This is a genomic window from Polyangium spumosum (genome assembly GCF_009649845.1).
GTDB lineage: Bacteria > Myxococcota_A > Polyangia > Polyangiales > Polyangiaceae > Polyangium > Polyangium spumosum.
This window is the reverse complement of the sequence record NZ_WJIE01000028.1, coordinates 16539-35692: the sequence shown is the minus strand read 5'-3', so window position 1 is coordinate 35692 and position 19154 is coordinate 16539. Positions and strand designations below refer to the sequence as shown.

The window sequence follows — 19154 nt, the reverse complement described above, 5'->3', positions numbered from 1 at the left end:
ATGCCGATTCCCGCGCCGAGCGATAACCCGGACGTCTGGGATACCGTGACCCTCGGGCCGGGCGATCTTCCGCCGAACCCTCGGGAGGGGACGGCGACGCTCAAGGTCCAGCCGAAAGCGAAGCTCGATACCAAGCGGAAGGGCGGCGCGTCGAAGCCGACCACGACGAATGCAGCGCGCGAGCTCGCCGAGGTGACGATCACCGTGCGTTTCACCGAGGCCCTATGGCCCGACATGGAGGCGGCGATCGAGCGGCTCCAACCGGGGAGCGGGCCGCACAAGATCGGGCATCCCAAATGCCGCCTCGCGAAGATCAACGCGGTATCCATCGAGTCTTACGAGGGCCCGGATTGGGACGAGTTCCAGGTCGGGACAATCGTCTGGCATTGCAAGGAATGGGCGCCTCCGCCTCCGGCCGAGGTCGCCCCGAAGAAGCCGGACGCGGTGGAAACGCCGAGCACGGCTGTTCCCTACGAAAACAAGCCGTGGCATGAGGTCAAGCCGGGGAGCACGGTTGCTCATAAGGGCATCGGCGCGCTCTTCGCGACGGCGGCGGCGAAAGCCGTGGCGGGAGCGAACCGGCCGTGAGCCTCGTACAGATCGGCGCGCTCGAAGTGATCTCGCTGCGGCTCTCGATGCCGCTCGCGGGGGCCTGGACGGCGGAGGTCGAGGTCGACACGGGCGAGCACCTCGCGGGGGCGGTCGTCGTCGCTATGGGCGTGGAGGATGCCGCGCCGGTCGAGTTCTCGGGCACGGTGCTTGATAGCCGGGCCTTCGAGGGGCGCGCGCGGGCGTTCATCGTCGGCGGGCGCGGTGGGCTGCGGCGGGAGCTCCCTCCGCGGCAGTATCAACTGGCTCCGCCGCGGCTCGTCGTCTCGGCGATCCTGCGCGAAGCCGGCGAGGAGGCGGCCGAGCTCGAAGGGCTCGACGGGCTGCCGCTGCTCGCGCGGTGGGTTCGGGCGCGTGCTCGGGCCGCGGAAGCGCTCAACGTGATCTGTCGACGGGCGGGCGTCGTGTGGCGGGTTCGGCGGAACGGTACAATTCGCGTCGGCGTCGAGGCTTGGCCCGCGTATCCCGGGCGTCCGTTCTGCGTCTCGGAAGACGGGGCGCATGCGCGGGCGGTGTACGCGCAAGGGGCTCCGGACATCGAGCCGGGGATGCTGCTCGAGGGGCGACGCGTCGGGCGCGTGGTTCACCACGTGAACGATGCCGGGGCCTTCCGGACCGAGGTCATCTTCGATGAGGGCGGGTCATGACTGCGACGCGCGAGAAGGAGATCCTCCGGCGGATCGTGGCGCAAGCGCTCCCGGTTCCGCTGCAATACCTGGCCGCACATGATGCCACGGTCGTGGCACAAGGGACCGACGGGACGCTCGATCTGCGCCTCGATGCCGCGGACATGCCTGGTTTGTCGGGCGTCCCGATATGGCTCGGTCTGCCGGGCGTGCGGGTCGAGGTGGCGAAGGGGGCGCGCGTGAAGGTCGGTTTTTCCGACGGGGATCCGGCCAAGCCCTTCGCGGGGCTGTGGGAGACGGATGCGGCCATGATCCGGATCGTCCTCGGCGGCGGAACGAAGGCCGTTGCACGGGTCGACGATTCCACGGATTCGGGGACGCTCGTCCTCCGGACAGTCACGGAACCGGCGGCCATCTGCACGATTGAATGGAAGCCGCCCGGCTCGGCGATCGCGGTCGTCCTCGGGGCCCTCGGCGTTCAGGTCTCCGGGCCTTCGGTGGTCGAGATCCCGATCCGAGGCATCATCACAAGCGGGCTCGCCTCGCTGCTGGGATAGGCCGATGGCGATCGACTATGGCGACGATCTAAGCACGTTCGGTCCGGATGGGTCGATCGATATCGATTTCGATTCGGTCGTCGAAGGACCGCACGTCGTCCTCGAGGCCGTGGCGCGCCGGTGGCTCATGAGCTCGGGCGCGCTTCCCTGGTCGCCCGCTGAAGGCGTCAACGTCCTCCGGATGATCAACGCGGATCCCTCGCCGACAGACCTCTATCGGCTCGGCGAGCTCCTCGAAGGCGAGGCGCTGCAAGAGCCGGGCGTCGTCGGGGCCTCGGTGCGCGCGGAGCTGCGTGGCGGCGTGCTCTTCATCGTGGGGCGCCTCGAGCTCGCCGAAGGGAGCTACCTCCTCACGGTCGAGACGGGCGAGGCGCGGCGCGTCCTCTTCCGCCCGCTCGGGGAGGCTGCTTGATGGGCGCGCCGTCGCTCGCGGCGCTGCTCCGGGCTCGCCGAAAGGACGTCATCTTCGAGGACCTGCTCGAAAAGGCTCACGGGCTCGGGCTGCGCGCGCGGGGCTGGGACTCGAAGCGGATCGGGCGTGTGCTCCTCGAAATCGAGGCGCAAACGGTCGAGGCATGGGAGGCGGCGAGGATCGCAATCACGCGCGGCGGATACCTCGGCGACGACGAAAACGGGCCGTTCGGCGCGTGGCTCGATCTCGTCGCGCTCGGCTGGTTTCAAGAGCTGCGGCGCGAGGCCATCCCGACCGAGGGGCGGATGGTCCTCACGGAATTCGCCGACGACTCGCTGCACGTCATCCAACCGGGCGAGCTCGCGGCGGTCTTCGGGCCCGAGCTCGCCGAACCTCTCCGGTACGTGAACGTTGACGGCGGGACGCTGCCAAAGGGCGGAAGCCTCGCGCTCACCTTTCGCGCCGAGGCAGCCGGCGCGCGGTACAACGTCCCTCCGTCAACCATTTCGTTTCTGAATACGCCGCTCCAAGGGGTCCGCATCTCGAATCCCGCCGATCCCGCGACGGGGACATGGATCACGCGGGCCGGCGCGGACGAAGAGAGCGATCCGAGCCTCCGCGCGAAGTGCCGGGACAAGTGGGGCTCCCTCGGCGCAGGTGGAAACCTCGCGGCCGTCCGCTATCGCATCCGCAAGGCGGCCGAGCTTTTCGGGCTCTCCGTCTCGCGCTTCCGCGTCCGCGACGATAACCCGAACGGTCCGGGGAGCGTGGACGTCTACCTCGCCAATCCGGCGGGGCCGGCGTCGGCGGTCGAGGTGAAGGCCGTCCGCGGCTACCTCGCGGGGCTGAAGGCCGTGGGGACGGGGCCCCTCCGGTGCTTCGCGGCAACGCTGCTCGAGGTGCCGATCGTCGCGAGCCTGCGAAACCCGACGAATCCGCACGCGGTGGCGGAAGCGATCGGGCGGCTCGTCACCCTGCAATCGGATTATCCGCTCGGCGAGGTCCTCTACCGCGCGCGGCTGATCGAAGAGCTCGTCGATGTCGCCAGCGGGACGGTGGATGTCCGGCTCGTGTCGCCCGCGCGGGACGTCCTCCCAAAGGCAACGGACGCGATCGTCTTCCTCCCTCAATTCACCTTGCTTTGACCGAACCGAGGACGCATGGCCGACGAGTTTCGCGAGCTTCAGCGCGGCAACATTCCGGACGGGGGGCAATGGACCGACGCGGAATGGCTCCGCGGTCCGAATGCGCAAGCCTTCCTGGCTCTGCTCGGCGAGACGAAGGACGCCACGCTCGACGAGCTGCGCGCCGCGATCAAGGCGCGGTGGCCTGGGCTCGGTCCGCCCGATGCGCTGCGCTTGCAGGGGCAAGGCTTCGACGTCGAACGCTTCGAGGGGGAGACGGACGAAGCGTACCTCGCACGCCTGGAAAAGGCCTGGGAGACGCATCAAAGGGCGGGGACCGCGAGGGCCATCGAGGAAAGCCTGCGGGCCTTCGGGCTCCCGGATGTCCTCGTGGTTGAGGATTGGCAAGGGCGGTTCGCTGAGGGGTCCTGGTATTCGCGTTTCTGGGTCGTCCTCGGCCCGAATTTCGGGACGCTAGGGATCGAGCCGCTGCGAATGCCCTTCCTTCTGGGGGTGTCAACGCTCGGGAGCTCGGCGACCGTGGCACAAGTCCGGGCGATCAAGCGGCAAATCCTCAAGTGGAAGGACGCGCACGGCTACCCCGTCCACGTGATCCTTCGCTTCCGGGACGCTCCGATCCTCGGGCTCGGGCTCGAGCTCGGCTTCAAGCTCGGCGGCTCCGAAGGGAGCGGGGCGGCGTTCTGGCCGGTCGGCGCGGCGAACATGCTCGGGGAAATGACGATGCCGTTTCGGCTCGGCGGCGGTTACGACATTGATGGAGGCGGTCATGGCTTATGATTTCATGGGGTCGCTCGTCTTCCATGCCTTCGTTCGCATGCTGAACGACGGGGAGCTCGTCAATCACGAATCCCTCTACCGTCTCGGCCTGGTCCGCCTCGCGGATCGGACGGCGTACCTCCTCGATGCCATCGGCCGGGCGCGCGCGGAGCTCGCCAGCGTGGCCAACGGGACGAGGGCTACGCTCCTCGGGTCGAAGCGGCTGTCCGTGTTCACGCAATATGACGCTGAGACGAACCCTACCGGCGAGCTCGGGCCGGGTGGGCTGCTCGACGGGAAGACGTTGCTCCTCGGCGAGGACTCGGGGCCGGCCGAGCTGGTCCAATTCGCGGCGCCGATGACGCCGGCGGACATCGTGCAGCAGATCAAAGCGGGGGCACCAAAGAACAAGGACGCCGGCTTCGACGATGAATCGCGGATCGTGCTCGTCTCGAAGACGTTGGGCGCGAGCTCCTCGCTCTCGGCGAGCGGAACGGCGGCGGCGATCCTCGGGCTCCCGAGCGGGACGGCGACGGGGACGGGGGCGATCGATGATGGTGCGTCGCGGATCGGCTTCTTCGAGCATGGCGCGATCCCGACGGGAACGGTCCGCTCGGCGCTGGTCGGGCTGATCCAGGCGGTGGACAAGCTCGGGAAGGCGAAGGCCGCGCTCGCCGGGGACACGTTCACGGGGCCGGTTACGTTCGCGGGGCCGGTCACGTTCAAATCAGGAACGCAGGATACGATCTTCGCAAATGCGCCGAATGCGGACGCGGTGCTCGATGCGAGCACGGCAAACCTCTTCCTCCTGCCCATGCTGACGGGAGCACGGACCTACACGCTCGCGGCACCCTCGGGGGGCGCGAGGCGCGTCCGCGTCGTGCGGACCACGATCTCGGGCTTCGGGGCGCTGTTCCGGCGGCAGGATAGCGCGATGGTCGGGTTTCCGCCGAACGGCCAAGCATGGGCGGAGTTCACGCATTTCGACGATGGGACGGGGGCGCGGTGGCGGCCTACGGCTTGGGGTGGGAACGTGTCGCAGGTGATCTGGTAACGCGCTTATTTGTTCGAGGAGGACTTGGCCTTGCCCTTGCCCATCGCGGCAATGGTCAGGTTGAAGGCCATCGTGTGCATCGTATCGATTGCGCGCTGGGTCTCCTCGGGGGTCAACGCGTACCCTTCGAACCTGTCGCGCCCTTGGCGCTCCTCTTCGGTCAGGTGCTCCGCGGTCACGTAGAGGAGACCATCGGAGCCGAGCGCAAGCTCCGCGAACAATTCAGCGGGGTTCTCTTCGTCCTCTTTGGTGGTGGGTATGGGCTCTGGCTTGCGGCGCGGCCGGCCTTTCTTCGTGGCCATGGGTCGTCACCTCTCCTTTGAGATCAAAGCGGGGAACGGAGCTCGATGTGCGTGAGACACCCACGAACGGGGCTTGAAATGCCACCAGCTACCGCGCGCGGATCGCTCGTCTCCAGACCATAAAGCGTGATGAGGTTCTCCTCCTCGAGCCGTTCGAGGGCGCGGTTCAGGTCGGACCTGCGCACCTCGGGCAGGCGCGCGCGAACCCATACGACAGGCACGGGCTCGCGCGTGATTGCGCTGAGTCGCGTGATCGCGAAATGCACGAAAACGAGGAGCCGATCCTGGCTCGGAAAGCGTTGGATGTGCTGGGCCTCTCGGACGACCTGCTCCGCCGCGAGTAAATAGGCCGGGGAGAGTCGGAAGATGTTGTGGAGCAGAATCTCGCCGATCTGCTCGGTCGGGATCTCGCCTCTGCGATGCAGCGGCGGCGGCGGGAGGAAGCTGGCCAAGGGTGGCGGGTCGAGGCGTTCGCGGATACGTTGAAACGGACGACCGAGGAATGCCAGGAGGGCAAATACCAAATCGAGCGCTCGACGGGGCCAGGGCAAGGGCGGAGCACAACGGGGATCGTACAACGTTTCGCGCTGATCCTCGGGGGGCGCGCTCGGGCGAACGCCCGAGGCCGGCGGCGCGGCGCTCGATGCGCAGACCACGGTGGGCTCGTCGTCGTCCACTGTTTCGACCGGTTGCGCGGACATAAGACCTCCAGGCGAAAAGACGGGGCCGTCCGCTTGGCCACGATGCTTGTGACATGCGGCCCAGCGGGGTGACATTATGGAGCGCGCGGGTGTCCGTCGAATGCCGCGCCGCGAGCTCGTACGTCGGCATTGGCCAAACGGACGGCCCCCAAAGGGGCGCGTGGCGATTGCAGCGCGCGCCTTTGCGAGCCGTAGGGCTATCGTCCGAGCAAAGCGGGTGGCTCGTCGGGTCTCCCGACGTTCCTGTTTGTCACCCCCTTACTTCGGGGGATCGCTCCCGTTTTCCGGAACAAACTGTCGATTGGTGGGAGCGTGTGCTACGGTGTAAGCTTGCAGGCGCCGCGGAGCTCGAACGTCGCGGCGAAGGCGCCCGTGAGCTCGCGGCGGAGCTTGTTCGCGGTTTCGCAGTCCCCCCGCTCCTCGGCGGCCATGATGGCGCGCGCGACGTGGCGGTTCTTCGCGTTGATCTCGGGCTGCCCTGGGCTGACCGGGGGTGGCGGCGAGGCGGGGCCGGGCGCGGCGACGACCTCCGGGCAGACGAGCGGGCGATCCACCCCAAGGATGCCCCCCTGGACGCTGGGTTGCCCCGCGGCGGCCACAGTGACGATCACTGGCGAGAGCCTCGCGAGCGGCGCGGCGGAGTGCATCAAGAGGTACACGATGAGTCCGCCGAGGGCCGCGCCGCTGGTCACGTAGAGGACGGGCCTGCTCCAGCCGCCCGGGGGACGAACCGAGGGCGCGACGGGCGCGGCGAAGGAGACGGGCGCCTCTCCCTTGTCGGTCCCTCCGGGTGGCGAGGCTGGCCCTCCGTGCTCGCCCGTCCTCTCGACGAGGGGAAGGATCATGCGGCGCGTGATCCCGCGCCTTCTGAACTCCTCCGCGAGCTCGGCGAGCGTACGCTCGGTCAGGTCGTGTGCCGTGCTCTTCGGCACCCCCATCGTCTTCGCGATCTGATCGAGCGTCATGTTCTGGGCGAAGCGCGCCCAGAGAACGGCGCGGCCGCGGGGTTCGCAGAGCTCGAGGATCTCGGTCAGGTGCTTGCGGATCTCGCGCTCGTTGTACTCGTGCTCGGGGTTCGAAGGCGCGACGTCGTCCTCCGCGAGCTTCGGAGCTGCGCGGCGCTCGATGCCTCGCTCGTTCCAGTAGTCGGCCGCGACGCTCTCCGCCGTCCGCACCAAGAGGCCCTTTACGGCATCCGTGATCTCTCGCTTGGAGAGGTACTTCAGCGCCCGGCGGTAGACCTCCTGTCGCAGGTCTGGCACGTCATTCGCCGGGATGTTCTTCTTTCGTAGCTGCGCGTCGATCGCGCCTTGATGGGTCGTCAGAATGGCCAGCCGATCCCGGTCATGTGCATCCATAGTCTTGATCCTCGATCAGAAGGGAAACGCTCTCCGGTTTCAAGGACGACAACACAAGGTCCGCGGCCCGAGGAGCTGCACGTCTCCATCGAGCTCGCCCCCTTGGGCATGGCAAATCCCGGCGTGGTACGTCGGCACAGTCGCGGTCTTCGCGCCGATGGCCTGGCCCTTGGGGTTCACGTCGAACCACGTCGGCTCGATGGAGGACGCGGATACCGTGAACGTGGGCGCGGAACAACTGGCGTCGGGGTACAAGGAAACCGAGGTTTGGCAGTAGCTTTCCGTGGGCGCCCCGCACGTGCAGGGCGAACACGTGCGCTCATCCTCGAACGCTTCGAAGAAAACGTGCCGCTCGGTGTATTCCTCGGCGGGACAGTCGTGGATCCCCTGGCGCTGGACGCACTGCCGAAAGCTGCCCACCGGCGCGGGAACGCAGTGCTCATCCGCCAAACACTGGCCGAACGTGCTGCCTTCGCAGATCCGGGCGATGGTTCCCCAAGTGGGCGCGGGGGTCGGCTCGGTCGGGCCTCCGGCGCCGTCCACGGCAACGCAAAACTCGTCCGTGATCTCGAGCGGTCCGATCATGATCGATTGAACGCAAGGGAGGGACGCGCCGCAAGCGAGGCCCGCGGGGATCGCCCCATCCGCGGCGCAGGAACCGTCCCAATCCTCCGGCGGGTTCGTCGGCGTCGCGATCGTACCCTCGGGAGGCGAGGTAGGGGCCGCGTACGCGGTGATGGTCGAGGGTAGGGCGCAGAAGCCCTTGGGAGGACCGCAGGAACAAGGTCCGCAGGGCTTCGGGGGGATCTGGATGTCGTCGTGCCAGATGAATTGCTCCACGGGCGCCGTGTCGGGGCAGTCGGGCGCCGTGTCGTCGTCGGGCCCGATGTAGGCGAGCACGGGGAGGGAGAAATCCCCAGGGCGAAAGGGCGCGCAAACCCCCAGGCAGGTAAAATCACAGTCGTCCCCCCCGTCGGTACTTGGAACGTCGGCGTCCTCGTCGCCGGAATCTGCGCCCGCGTCGGCTGAAGCTCCGCCTTCGCCCGCGTCGAGTTCAATATAATAAATCTTACCCTCGCTACAGGCGACGAGGGAGGAAACCAGGGCTACAACAAACGCCCCCTTCAGCAAGGATCGTTGCCAATGAATCTTGGTCCTCATAGTTGCCTACCTCAATCAGAGAAACTTGCTGTGACAGCAACGCCTAGCGTGATGCGAAGGAGCGGTGATCGCCAGTCGGGGACCGCTCCCGAAGTCGACGTCTGCGGAGCCAATTCGAGCGCGATGCTCCGTAGTTGCATGTTGAAGTCCGCATATCCGAGTAAGGAAAACCGTTCCGATAGGGAGAGCTTGCCGTTGACTCGACCACCGAACCCAACCGAAAAGCCATCCGAGCCCGTGACCGCGCGCCCATGCCCGAGATCGATCTGAAGCTGACTCAGCGAAACGACGGCGCATCCATCCACATACTTCAAGGCAAGGCAGGGCATGGCCGAACCCGTCCAGATCGTGGCCCGGCCGGGAATCTCCGTCTCGCCGATCCCGGATGCGGGCGTGATGAGCCCCCGGGCCTCGACGAATGCGGCGAACCGGCGCCAGCGAACCCCGAGGAACGCGTTCCCGCCGACTGCCACGCTCGGCAAGCCGTACGGGGACACCGCGGCTCCGAGCCCTGCCTCGATAAGAACGGGTGATCCCTCCGCGTTCGGTGTCGAGCTCTCCAAGGACGCCGGCATGCGTGGGGCCAGGAACGCGAGCGACTCGGGCAGGCGAAGGGCGAAGGGGCGGAGCTCGGGCCGCTGGACCTCGATCTCGGGTGGCGCGGCGAGGTGGGCCGGCGGGTCCTCGCGTCCCCACGCGCCCGGTCCGAGGCGCGCTCGGACGAGGGCGGCGATGTCGTACGCGAGCTCGCGGCACGTCCCCTGCGTGTCCGTCTTGCCGTGCCACGCCTCCACGCCGCCTTCGGTATCCGGTCCCCAAAGCTCCGCCTCGAAGGCCCTCCCGACGCGGCGGACCTCGACCCTCACCACCGGCGAGACGTCGGTCCTGACAACCATGTACCCGAATTCGCCCGCGAGCATGAAGGCGAGCTCCTCGGCATCGGGGCAATCCTCGGGCGACGTCGGCGGCGCGTACTCCAGGCGGAACGCGATCTTCGGCTTCGCCGCGAGGGCGGGCGGCGCGAGGGTGAGCCCGCAGAGCACGGCGGCGAGACTGGCGAGACGGCGAGGCATGTCGGAACGACTCGAAGCTACGCTCCGTTCGCGCCGGGATGCAAGCCCCGTTTGCCCGGGAGCGCCGTCTGCCGGTTATTGAAGGCGGTTTCCGACGTTCGGACCGTTGGCGAGTTCGTCTACGACAACACGAGCGGGCACACGAGCCAGGGCCCTGGATGGCGGGCCCACTGCGGCGGACGGTACGCACAGGATCCGAGCGGATGATATGTCAGAAATTGTCCTATCTCCGCGTCGTTTCCGCGTGCAAAGTGCGCCTGGCAGTAGGTACCTTCCTCCACGGCACCATGCTGCGAGCACGCTCCCCTTCCACGATCCCCCCTACCGAAGTCGACGCGTCCCCCGCCTCGGCGCAGGACGCCCCCGGGAGCGAGACGGATGCTCGGCGAGGCGGACGTGGGGGGGCAGGTTCGTCGGCGGGGAGTGGCCCGACAACCGCTTCGAGGGCTCGGTTCTGGGATGAACTGCCACGAAAGCAGCAGGATGCGATCGTCGACGCGCTCCTCGCGCTTGTCGAGGCAGACCTCGTGCGATACCCTCCGCGGTCATGACGGTCCGAGCTGCAATCTACGCGCGTCGCTCGACGGACGAGCATCAAGTCGAGAGCCTCGACACCCAACTCGACAACGCGAGGCGCTACGCCCTGAAGCGCGGGTACTCGCTCGACATGGCGCACGAATTCACCGACACGGCGAGCCGCGCGGAGTTCGCTCCCCACCGGCGGCGAGGGTTCGCGGCGCTGCGGGATGCCGCGCTCGCGGGTCAGTTCGACGTCGTCATCGTTCGCGACGATTCCCGGCTCGGCGGCGACATGCTCCGCGTGGCCACGTTCGCGCAAGAGCTGACGGATGCCGGGGTCAAGATCCTCTTCTACTCGACCGGCGACGAGATGGTCCTCGACAACGAGATGACGCGGCTCGTCGCGGTCATGCGTGGGTTTGCCTCGGAGAGCGAACGGCGGCGCATCGCGAGCCGCACGCGGGAGAGCGTCGAGCGCAAGGCCCGGCGGGGCCTCGTGGCGGGCGGCGCGGTGTACGGCTACCGGAACGTTCCGGCGGCGGACGGGGCGGGGCGCGTGCGAGAGGTCGATCCCGAGCAAGCGGCGATCGTGCGGGAAATCTTCGAACGTTACGCGGACGGCGAAGGTCTGCGAACCGTGGCGAAGGATCTGACGGAGCGCGGGATCACGCCTCCTCGGGTGCGCAAGGATGGGCTCGGGGCCTGGGCGCCTGCTGCAATCCACGCGATGCTGCGGCGCCCGCTCTACGTCGGGCGCATCGAGTGGGGGCACACGCACAAGACGTACAAGGCCGGGACGAAGGTCCGGACGAAGACGCACGCTCACGAGGTGGTCGTCGTCGATGCTCCGCACCTTCGGATCGTGCCTGAAGAGCTCTGGCAAGCCGTCCAGGCGCGGATCGAGCGGAACGAGCGGCACTCGACGGACGGCGGAAGGCCGACGAGCTACCTACTCTCGGGGATCCTGCGCTGCGGGGAGTGCGGGGGTCCGCTCTCGGTCGTCAACGGCAAGAAGGGGTACGATCCGATCAAGGTCTACACGTGCTGCCGTCGTCGCGATCGGGGCGGGCAGGTCTGCGCGTCGACCTTGCGGCGCCAGGTCGAGACGGTCGACACGGCTGTGCTCGCGTGGGTCTCGCGGGAGGTCATGACGGAGGAGCTCCTCGGTCGGTTACTCGCGGCGCTTCGGGGACGGCTCGAGGCTCGGGCGAAGTCGCAGGGCGACGAGGTCGAGGCTTTGGAGCGCCAAGCGGCGAAGCTGCGCGCCGAGGTAGACAGGTTCGCGGAGCTCGCGCTCGAAGCGCCGGCAGAGGCGCGGGGCGTCTTCTTCGCGAAGGTGGGCGAGCGTCAGAAGGAGTTGACGGCGCTCGAAGCGCGGCTCCGGACGGCCAAGACGGTTCCTGCCGCGATGGACCTCGAGGTCCGTCGGCTCGAGGTCGACGCCCGGCGGCGGCTGGAAGAGCTGCGGGAGGCGATCGGGCGGAACCCGGTCGAAGCGCGGCGGTTCATCCAGAAGCTCTTCCCGAACGGTCTGACCGCCACGCCGCTCCCGACGCCCGGAGAGCGTCGGATGCGGCTGGTCGGTGTGTCGGCCCCTGGCAGACTGTTCGGTATCGAACTTGGCAACTCAGCGTCCCCAGCGGGATTCGAAACATTAAGACATCCACAAAACGCCGCGTTTTCGCTCGATCTGGCCCGCGTCGCCTCCGCGCGGATGGGCTTCGCTGCGTGACGGTCTGCCTAACGCAGGGCCGGACACGCAACACAGATCACAGTTCCTAGGCCCGCGCTCCTCGCGTCCCCTGCACGGCTCCCCCTCACGACCACGCGCAGCAAACGTGCCCGGACGAACCCACCGTGGTAAGCTCCGGAGGCATGACGCCCTACGGCCCCCCTCCCAACCCGCCGCTCGTCGGAACATGCCTTGGGTGTCGCCACCCTGTTTACGGCGCGTACGTCGCCTTTCCCGCCGGACCGATGCACCCGGCCTGCGCGCAGGCAGGCCCCGCGCCCCCGCCGCCGCAGAAGTCCACCCCCATCCCGTGGGCCCTGGTCCTCGCGGGCGGCTTCATCTGGCTTGGCTCGTGTGTGCTCGTCGTGGTGGGAGGAGCTTCCAGCAAGGGCAAGACCGAGCCGGCCGCGACCGAAGTTTCGACTACCACAACGAGCCCCGCGCGCGACGCGCGCACGCTTTGCGACAAGCTCCGGACGGCCCACGGCGCGGGAACGTGCATTCAGACGGCCAACGGGTTTGGCCTGTCCGTCGACAATACCGTCATGGTCCCGCAGTGCCGCACGGAAGAGGAATACCGCGCCGTCGAGCCGCGAAAGAAAGAGAAGGAGCTCGTCTTCGTGGGTTCGGAGCGTTCGTGGTGCTTCGTGGTGATGATGAACCTCGGCGGGCAAGCCGTGCCGGAGCCCCTCGTCGCGAAGACGCGGAAGGCCGTGGCGGAGTTCTGAAGCCCGTGGGGTAGGGGAGGGGAGCGCGCGCAGACAGCGCCCCGGACGAACCTCTCGACCGCAACCCACCTCGGGACTTCTCGCGTTTCCCCCGCGGGAAGGTGGCCCCGGCAAACGGCGCTTGCATCCCCGCGAAGACCGAGCGTAGCTTCGTCCCAGCGTCATGCCGCGCCGCCTCGCCAGCCTCGCCGCCGTGTTTTGCGGGCTCACGCTCGCGCCGCCTGCCCTCGCGGCGAAACCGAAGATCGCCTTTCGCCTGGAGTACGCGCCGACGCCGCCCGAGGGGTGCCCCGACGCCGAGGAGCTCGCGCTTCTCCTCGCGGGCGAATTCGGATACTTGGTTGTCCGGACCGACGTCTCGCCCGTCGTCCGGATCGAGGTCCAACGCGTCGGGAAGGGCTTCGAGGCGGAGATTTGGGGACCCGATCCCGCCGAGGGGGTCGAGCCCTGGCATGGCCGAACGGATCCGCAAGGGACTTGCCGCGAGCTCGCCTACGATGTGGCGGCCCTCGTCGAGGCGCGGCTCGGTGCGCGCGCGTGGAGCAGCGAGGCCCCGCCGCCGCACCTCGCGGCGCCGCCCGAGATCGAGGTCAAGCCGCCCGAGCTTCACACCTTCGCCTTTCGCCCGCCCGAGTCCCTAGCGGCCCTCGTCCCACGAGCGCCAGCGTCCGTCACAAGCTCGACGCCCAACGGGGAGGAACCACCCTTCGAGGTAGAAGCCGCCGCCGGCCCGGCTGTGTCGCTCTATGGCTTGCCCGGCGTCGCAGTGGGAGGAAGCGGCTTGCTTGGCGTACGATGGCCGTTTTTCGCCGCCTTCGCGGAGGTCCGCGGCTTGATCACCCCAGCGTCCGGCATCGGAGATAGGGACTTGCCAGGCCGGACCGTGGCTTGGACAGGATCCGTGCTCCCTTGCCTTGCGTTGAAGCACGTCGACGCGTGCGGCGTAGTCAGCTTCAGCCAGCTTCAATTCGACCTGGGTCCGGCCTACGACGTGACGGCCTCGGATGCCTTCTCGGTAGGTTTCGGGGGTCGGATAGACGGCCGGATCCGGCTCTCCGAACGCTTCAGGTTGCACGGCTACGTGGACGTGAACATGCAGCTTCGAAGCATCGCTGTAGCGCTCGACCCGTCGCAAACCACAGGAGAAACCACCTTCTGGCGATCACCGGTCCTCCGCATTGCTATTGGCGTCAATGTGTCCGCGAACCTCATGGAGTAATCATATAATGAGGAGCCTCACTGTTCTACCCTGGAAACACTTTCTCGCCGCCACCTTCATCACCGTTTTGACAGCCGGCTTCATCGGTTGCAGCGAAGGCATGGTCATCGTTCGCCCCATCGACGACGGCGAAGGCGGAGGCGCGCCCGACGCAGGCGCAGACGCAGATTCCGGTGACGAGGACGCCGACGTTCCAAGTATCATCCCGGGGGACGACTGCAATTTCGAGTGTTTGGGAGACTGCGCGCCGTTCCGACCCGCCGGGTTTACCTTCCCATTTCTCGCGTGGATCGGCCCGAACGACGGCACCGCGCCCGCCTGCCCGGACGCCGCGCCCGTCGAGCAGTACACCTGGTACGCCGATCTCGTGATCCCCCCGAAGCCGTGCGGCCCGTGTTCGTGCCGCCCGTCGACGGGAGCATGCACCTTGCCCTCGACCATCACCGCGCACGCGGCCCCGTGCACGCCTCCCGAGGGGACGATTGCGACGCCGACCAACCCCCCGGCCGGTTGGGACGGCGCTTGTACCGCCGAGGGAGCCATCCCCGCGGACCTTTCCTGCGGGCCCGGCGTACCGTGCGTGCAGTCCGTCACCTTCGGCCCCCTTGGCGTCGAGGACGAGACGTGCATGGCTGTCGACGCCTCGAACAGCACGACCGTACCGCCCCCCGTGCCCTCTTTTTCCCAGCTCGCGCGGATCTGTGAGGGGAGCGCGTTCGGCGCGTGCGAATCCGACGAGCATTGTATTCCCGCCGAACAGGACGGCTTCCGCCACTGCGTCGAGCGTCTCGGGATCCACGCGTGCCCGGCCGAGGATTACATCGACCGCGTCATCGTTTACGAGGCATTCGAGGACCATCGCACGTGCTCCCCTTGCACGTGCGGCGCGCCCGAGGGGAGCTCATGTTCCGCGTGGATCACCCTCTACGAGGACGCCGCGTGCTCAGCCGACACGTTCAAGGCGTCCGCCTCTTCGACCAAGCCGACCTGCCTCGATATCAATCCAGAAGGCCAGGGAATCGCAGCGAAGGCAGCGACGGCCCCGACCTACCATGCCGGCGTTTGCGAGGCTTCCGGGGGCGAGCTTTCGGGCGACGTCGCCCTCGTCGGCCCCCGGACCTTGTGTTGCCGCCCGTGACCCCGCACCGCGTTTGCCGAAGGAACGAGGAACCGCAGCATGGATGCACGTGACCAGGACCCGCTCGCCCTTCTGACGAACCACCAGGACGCCATCGACGCCTGCCTGCGAAGGCAACACGTCCCGGCCGTCGACGTGCCGGACTTGCGGCAAGAGGTGTACCGGCAGGCGATCAAGTACCTCGAAACCCACGAGGTCCGGGCCATGAGCACGTTCCTTCAGCGAATCGCCGAAAGGGTAGCGGCCGACTATTGGAAGAAGCGCGCCGTCCACGAGCGCGCGGCGCCTCGCCTCGCCGAGGAGGATCTCGCCGACTCGAACCCGGAGCACGAGTGCAACGACGCGGAGATCAAGCGACACCTCGAAGACATCCTCGAGAGCCTCGAGACGCACGACCCGCGCGGCCGCGCCATCTTGCGGGCTTGGTTCGTCGACGACCTGACGACCAAGGAGATCGCGGCGGAGTTCAAGTTGCCGATGAGCACGGCGCATCACTTGCTCACGAAGGCCGTGGCGACGCTCGCCGAGGAGTTCAGGAAGCGCGGGATCACGAGCCGCACGATCCTCCCGCTCATCGACGAGAGCCACATGCACGACGGCGCCGCGGAGGCGGGCGGAACGACGGACAAGCCGGAGGCGCCGGTCACCTTCACGGCCCCCGTCCCGCCCCCTGCGCCGCAGCCTGGCGGGCGAGCTCGGCGCGTGCTTTCGATGCTCGCCAGCGCCGCCGCCGGGGGGCTTGTCGTCTTCCTTCTCATGCGCAGCCCCCAAGCCGTCGCGCGACTCTCGCCCATCTTCGTCACCGTCGCGACCTCGGGGGAGCCGGGCGCCCCGGGCGGGATCCTCGAGCACGACCGCGCGGTTGTTTGCCCCGAAGTTGCGCCAGCCCCCGCGCCCGCTCCGCCCTCACGTGGCGGAGCCCCTCCGGAGGCGGACATCAACGCGAAGAACCGCCACCTCGCGCGGATCATCAAGGCGGCCGAGGCCCGGGGGGACTGCGAAACTGCGAACAAGCTCCGCCGCGAGCTCACGGGCGCCTTTGCCGCCGCGTTTGCGACGCACGGCCCCTGTAAGCCTACACCGTAGCCTCTTTCTCCACACGTCCGACCGCGTGCGGTTTTTTTTGGAAAACCGCAGCCATCCTCCGACTATACGCACGAGAGACCAAGAGGAGCAGGAGCCGACCCGTCGCCCAGGTCGACGCGCGGCCCCCTTCGCTTGTCGTGTATCCCCGTGCAGCTCGCAATGGGACGTTGTGCATTCGCACCACGACCGGCCCGAGCGGACGGTGTCTTTTCGCCTGGAGGATCTCATGTCCGCGCAGCCGATCAATCCAATGGACGAGGACGATCCCACCGTGGTTTGCGCGTCGAGCGTCGCGCCGCCGGCCTCGGGGGTGCGTTCGAGCGCGCCGCCCGAGGAGAAGCGCGACACTTGGCTCGATCCGCAGTGCGCTCCGCCGGTCCCTTGGCCGCGCCGCGCCCTCGATTTCGTGTTCGCCATCCTGGCATTCATCGCCGGAGCGCCTCGCCGCGCCCGCGAGCGCCTCGCCGCGCGCCTCAATCCACCGCCCTTGGCGAGCGTCCTTCCGCCGCCGCCGTTCCATCGCAAAGGCGAACTCTCCCACGAGCAGATCGGGGAGATCCTTCTCCACAACCTCTTTCGACTGTCGCCCGCGTATCTCGACGCGGCGGAGCATGTCCTCTACACAGCCCGGCTCGTCCAGCGTCTTCCCAGTCATGAACGCGTCCTCGCGGTCGTCCATTTCGCAGTCACGCGCCTCTGCGCAACCGCGCGCGACCCCGTGCCGATCGCGTGGGTTCGCGCGCGCATCCCCGAGGTACGCCGGTCCGACCTGAATCGCGCCCTCGAGCAGCTCGAGGAGCAACAAGCGATTGCGCTCTATTGCTTGGAGACCAACGACCCGCGCGAGGTTTCGCTCGGGATCTCGAATCCCGTCCGCGGCTGTCTCACGCACATCGAGCTTCGCCGCCCGCTCTGAACAAGCGCGGCACGAGAGGTGGTACCATGGCAAAGACGCAAATTCAGCAAGACGACGCGGCGCCCTTGACGTTCCCCGAGGAGAAGGAGCCGGAGGAGTTGTTCACCGAGCTCGCCCTTGGCTCCGATGGCCTTCTCTACGTGAACGCGGAGCACCTGACCGCCGAGGAGCGCGAGGGTCGCCGCATGTTCCAGGGGTACGCAATGACCCCCGCCGAGGCTCAGCGCGCCGCCTCCGCGATGCACAAGATCGCCTTCAACATCACAGCGGAAGTCCGTCTCGCGAACCCGAAGAGCAAGCGAAAGCGTTGACCACGATCCGCCCGGCGGTACCTCGCCTCGAGGACTGATCCATGCCGCGTCGAAAAGCCGTCCAGCCGCTTCTCAGGCCCCTTGGCGACCGCATCCGGGAACTGCGCCTCAACCGGAAGATGTCGTTGGCCAAGCTCGCCGACACGAGCGGCGTGAGCAAGGGATCCTTGTCCAGCATCGAAAATGGGCGCATCAACCTCACGGTCGAAACCTGCGTGAAGATCGCCGTAGGCCTCGGGGTCCGGGTGCAGGACGTGATTCCCAGCGGGTTGGAGGCCCTATTGTCGAGGGGTCGAGAAAGCGACCCGGGAAGCCATGTCAAGCGCGCAGGATGATGTGGCAAAGCGCGACTTCGTTTGTGCGACGGATGGGCGCGTCTACGTGCGTGGCAGCCCGAAGCGGGGTCGACGTTGGTTCATGGGGTTTGCCATTACGTGGCGAGAACTCGCGCGGCTCGGGCATTGGCCTTTACTGGCGTGGGCAGTCACCGGGGAGATTGCGATCGGCAGTGATGGGCGTATTTACGTCTTTTGGAGCATGCTGCCCCGGTCCGAACAGGGAAGAGATCTGTTCCTCGGGTACGAGTTGACGCATACGGACGAGTTCCACCAGACGGTTCGCAGAATGGCGTCTGAAGTCCAGTGGAGCACGAGCCGCGTGAGCAAGTGCTGGCCGAAAAGAGAACCTTCACGGGCTAAGCGCCCGAACTCGTCCTGCGAGACTACCAAATCACCTGCGAAACGCTCCCGCCCCAAGCCGTAGGCCGCCACCGCGCCCCCGTCCCATCATCGAAATGCGTGAACTCCGCCCACGCTTGGCCGTTCGGCGGAAACCCGACCATCGCGCTATCCTGCCGCCGGAACAGCGCCCCGAAGCCCGAGATCGCAGTACGCACGACGCGGACGCGCCTCGCGCCCCCCGAGGGTTCCGCGAGCGTGTAGGTCCGTGCTCCCGTAAGCATGGGCAGGAGGAAGACGTTTGCCGTGCTCGCATCGAGCACCGCGTCCGCATTCGGCGCATTCGCGAAGATCGTATCCTGCGTTCCTGATTTGAACGTGACCGGCCCCGCGAACGTAACCGGCCCTGTGAACGTGTCCCCCGCGAGCGCCGCCTTCGTCTTCCCGAGCTTGTCCACCGCTTGGATCAGGCCGACGAGGGCCGAGCGGACGTTTCCCGTCGGGATCGCGCCATGCTCGAAGAAGCCGACCCGCGACGCTCCATCATCGATCGCCCCCGTCCCCGTCGCCGTTCCGCTCGGGAGGCCGAGGATCGCCGCCGCCGTCCCGCTCGCCGAGAGCGAGGAGCTCGCGCCCAACGTCTTCGACATGAGCACGAGCCGGGATTCATCATCGAGCCCGGCGTCCTTGTTCTTGGGCGCGCCCGCCTTGATCTGCTGCACGATGTCCGCAGGCGTCATCGGCGCCGCGAGTTGGACCAGCTCCGCCGGCCCCGAGTCCTCGCCGAGGAGCAGGGTCTTCCCGTCGAGCAGCCCCCCCGGCCCAAGCTCGCCGGTAGGGTTCGTCTCGGCGTCATATTGCGTGAACACGGACAGCCGCTTCGAGCCGAGGAGCGTTGCCCGCGTCCCGTTCGCCACGCTGGCGAGCTCCGCGCGCGCTCGACCGATGGCATCGAGTAGGTACGCCGTCCGATCCGCGAGGCGGACCAGACCGAGACGGTAGAGGGATTCGTGATTGACGAGCTCCCCGTCGTTCAGCATGCGAACGAAGGCATGGAAGACGAGGGAACCCATG

The 19154-nt window shown here is 67.6% G+C and carries 21 protein-coding genes; 15 read left to right on the top strand and 6 right to left on the bottom strand.

The annotated features are described in order from the left end of the window. The 7 genes from GF068_RS41315 to GF068_RS41285 are packed head-to-tail and all read left to right on the top strand — an operon-like array spanning position 1 to position 5159. On the top strand, positions 1-588 hold the full coding sequence (locus tag GF068_RS41315; RefSeq protein ID WP_153825073.1) for a hypothetical protein: 588 nt from the start codon (positions 1-3) through the stop codon (positions 586-588). Then, complete coding sequence (locus GF068_RS41310) at positions 585-1256, top strand: hypothetical protein (protein WP_153825072.1); 672 nt, start codon at positions 585-587, stop codon at positions 1254-1256. Before GF068_RS41315 ends, GF068_RS41310 begins: the two co-directional genes overlap by 4 nt. Beyond that, complete coding sequence (locus GF068_RS41305) at positions 1253-1792, top strand: hypothetical protein (protein ID WP_153825071.1); 540 nt, start codon at positions 1253-1255, stop codon at positions 1790-1792. The genes GF068_RS41310 and GF068_RS41305 overlap by 4 nt, the downstream gene beginning before the upstream one ends. Before the next feature lie 4 nt (positions 1793-1796). Further along, positions 1797-2204 carry a hypothetical protein gene (locus tag GF068_RS41300; RefSeq protein WP_153825070.1) on the top strand — a complete coding sequence of 136 codons (408 nt, stop codon included), beginning with the start codon at positions 1797-1799 and terminating at the stop codon, positions 2202-2204. Continuing rightward, complete coding sequence (locus GF068_RS41295; RefSeq protein WP_153825069.1) at positions 2204-3349, top strand: baseplate J/gp47 family protein; 1146 nt, start codon at positions 2204-2206, stop codon at positions 3347-3349. Before GF068_RS41300 ends, GF068_RS41295 begins: the two co-directional genes overlap by 1 nt. A 15-nt stretch (positions 3350-3364) precedes the next feature. Then, on the top strand, positions 3365-4126 hold the full coding sequence (locus GF068_RS41290) for a phage tail protein (RefSeq protein WP_153825068.1): 762 nt from the start codon (positions 3365-3367) through the stop codon (positions 4124-4126). Next, positions 4116-5159 carry a hypothetical protein gene (locus tag GF068_RS41285; protein WP_153825067.1) on the top strand — a complete coding sequence of 348 codons (1044 nt, stop codon included), beginning with the start codon at positions 4116-4118 and terminating at the stop codon, positions 5157-5159. The genes GF068_RS41290 and GF068_RS41285 overlap by 11 nt, the downstream gene beginning before the upstream one ends. Positions 5160-5164: 5 nt before the next feature. Here GF068_RS41285 and GF068_RS41280 read toward each other — a convergent pair whose 3' ends face one another. The 5 genes from GF068_RS41280 to GF068_RS41260 all read right to left on the bottom strand — a co-directional run bounded on the left by GF068_RS41280 (position 5165) and on the right by GF068_RS41260 (position 9601). Beyond that, positions 5165-5461, bottom strand: a complete 297-nt coding sequence (locus GF068_RS41280; RefSeq protein WP_153825066.1) for a hypothetical protein — start codon at positions 5459-5461, stop codon at positions 5165-5167. 23 nt (positions 5462-5484) lie between these two features. Next, entirely contained in the window at positions 5485-5913 is a 429-nt protein-coding gene (locus GF068_RS41275; RefSeq protein ID WP_153825065.1) for a hypothetical protein, read from the bottom strand. A 566-nt stretch (positions 5914-6479) separates the two neighbouring features. Continuing rightward, positions 6480-7520 carry an RNA polymerase sigma factor gene (locus GF068_RS41270; RefSeq protein ID WP_153825064.1) on the bottom strand — a complete coding sequence of 347 codons (1041 nt, stop codon included), beginning with the start codon at positions 7518-7520 and terminating at the stop codon, positions 6480-6482. 39 nt (positions 7521-7559) lie between these two features. Beyond that, positions 7560-8105, bottom strand: coding sequence for a hypothetical protein (locus tag GF068_RS41265; protein WP_153825063.1), 546 nt, complete (start codon positions 8103-8105; stop codon positions 7560-7562). 587 nt (positions 8106-8692) lie between these two features. Then, positions 8693-9601 carry a hypothetical protein gene (locus tag GF068_RS41260; protein WP_153825062.1) on the bottom strand — a complete coding sequence of 303 codons (909 nt, stop codon included), beginning with the start codon at positions 9599-9601 and terminating at the stop codon, positions 8693-8695. A gap of 700 nt (positions 9602-10301) precedes the next feature. On the opposite strand from GF068_RS41260, the gene GF068_RS41255 reads away from it, so the two are divergent. The 8 genes from GF068_RS41255 to GF068_RS41220 all read left to right on the top strand — a co-directional run bounded on the left by GF068_RS41255 (position 10302) and on the right by GF068_RS41220 (position 17738). Next, complete coding sequence (locus GF068_RS41255; RefSeq protein WP_153825061.1) at positions 10302-12005, top strand: recombinase family protein; 1704 nt, start codon at positions 10302-10304, stop codon at positions 12003-12005. Between the two features lie 245 nt (positions 12006-12250). Continuing rightward, on the top strand, positions 12251-12733 hold the full coding sequence (locus tag GF068_RS41250) for a hypothetical protein (protein WP_153825060.1): 483 nt from the start codon (positions 12251-12253) through the stop codon (positions 12731-12733). Positions 12734-12896: 163 nt separating this feature from the next. Then, positions 12897-13952, top strand: coding sequence for a hypothetical protein (locus tag GF068_RS41245; RefSeq protein ID WP_153825059.1), 1056 nt, complete (start codon positions 12897-12899; stop codon positions 13950-13952). Positions 13953-14052: 100 nt separating this feature from the next. Then, positions 14053-15090, top strand: a complete 1038-nt coding sequence (locus GF068_RS41240) for a hypothetical protein (RefSeq protein WP_153825058.1) — start codon at positions 14053-14055, stop codon at positions 15088-15090. Positions 15091-15129: 39 nt separating this feature from the next. Next, positions 15130-16176, top strand: coding sequence for an RNA polymerase sigma factor (locus tag GF068_RS41235; protein WP_153825057.1), 1047 nt, complete (start codon positions 15130-15132; stop codon positions 16174-16176). A 25-nt stretch (positions 16177-16201) separates the two neighbouring features. Next, positions 16202-17092: a hypothetical protein gene (locus tag GF068_RS41230; RefSeq protein WP_153825056.1), complete on the top strand. Its 891-nt coding sequence runs from the start codon at positions 16202-16204 to the stop codon at positions 17090-17092. A 26-nt stretch (positions 17093-17118) separates the two neighbouring features. Next, the gene (locus GF068_RS41225; RefSeq protein WP_153825055.1) at positions 17119-17403 is read left to right on the top strand and encodes a hypothetical protein; all 285 of its coding nucleotides are present in this window, start codon (positions 17119-17121) and stop codon (positions 17401-17403) included. 41 nt (positions 17404-17444) lie between these two features. Continuing rightward, positions 17445-17738, top strand: coding sequence for a helix-turn-helix transcriptional regulator (locus tag GF068_RS41220; RefSeq protein ID WP_153825054.1), 294 nt, complete (start codon positions 17445-17447; stop codon positions 17736-17738). Between the two features lie 386 nt (positions 17739-18124). Here GF068_RS41220 and GF068_RS41215 read toward each other — a convergent pair whose 3' ends face one another. Next, positions 18125-19153: a hypothetical protein gene (locus tag GF068_RS41215; protein ID WP_153825053.1), complete on the bottom strand. Its 1029-nt coding sequence runs from the start codon at positions 19151-19153 to the stop codon at positions 18125-18127. Between the last annotated feature and the right edge of the window lies 1 nt (position 19154).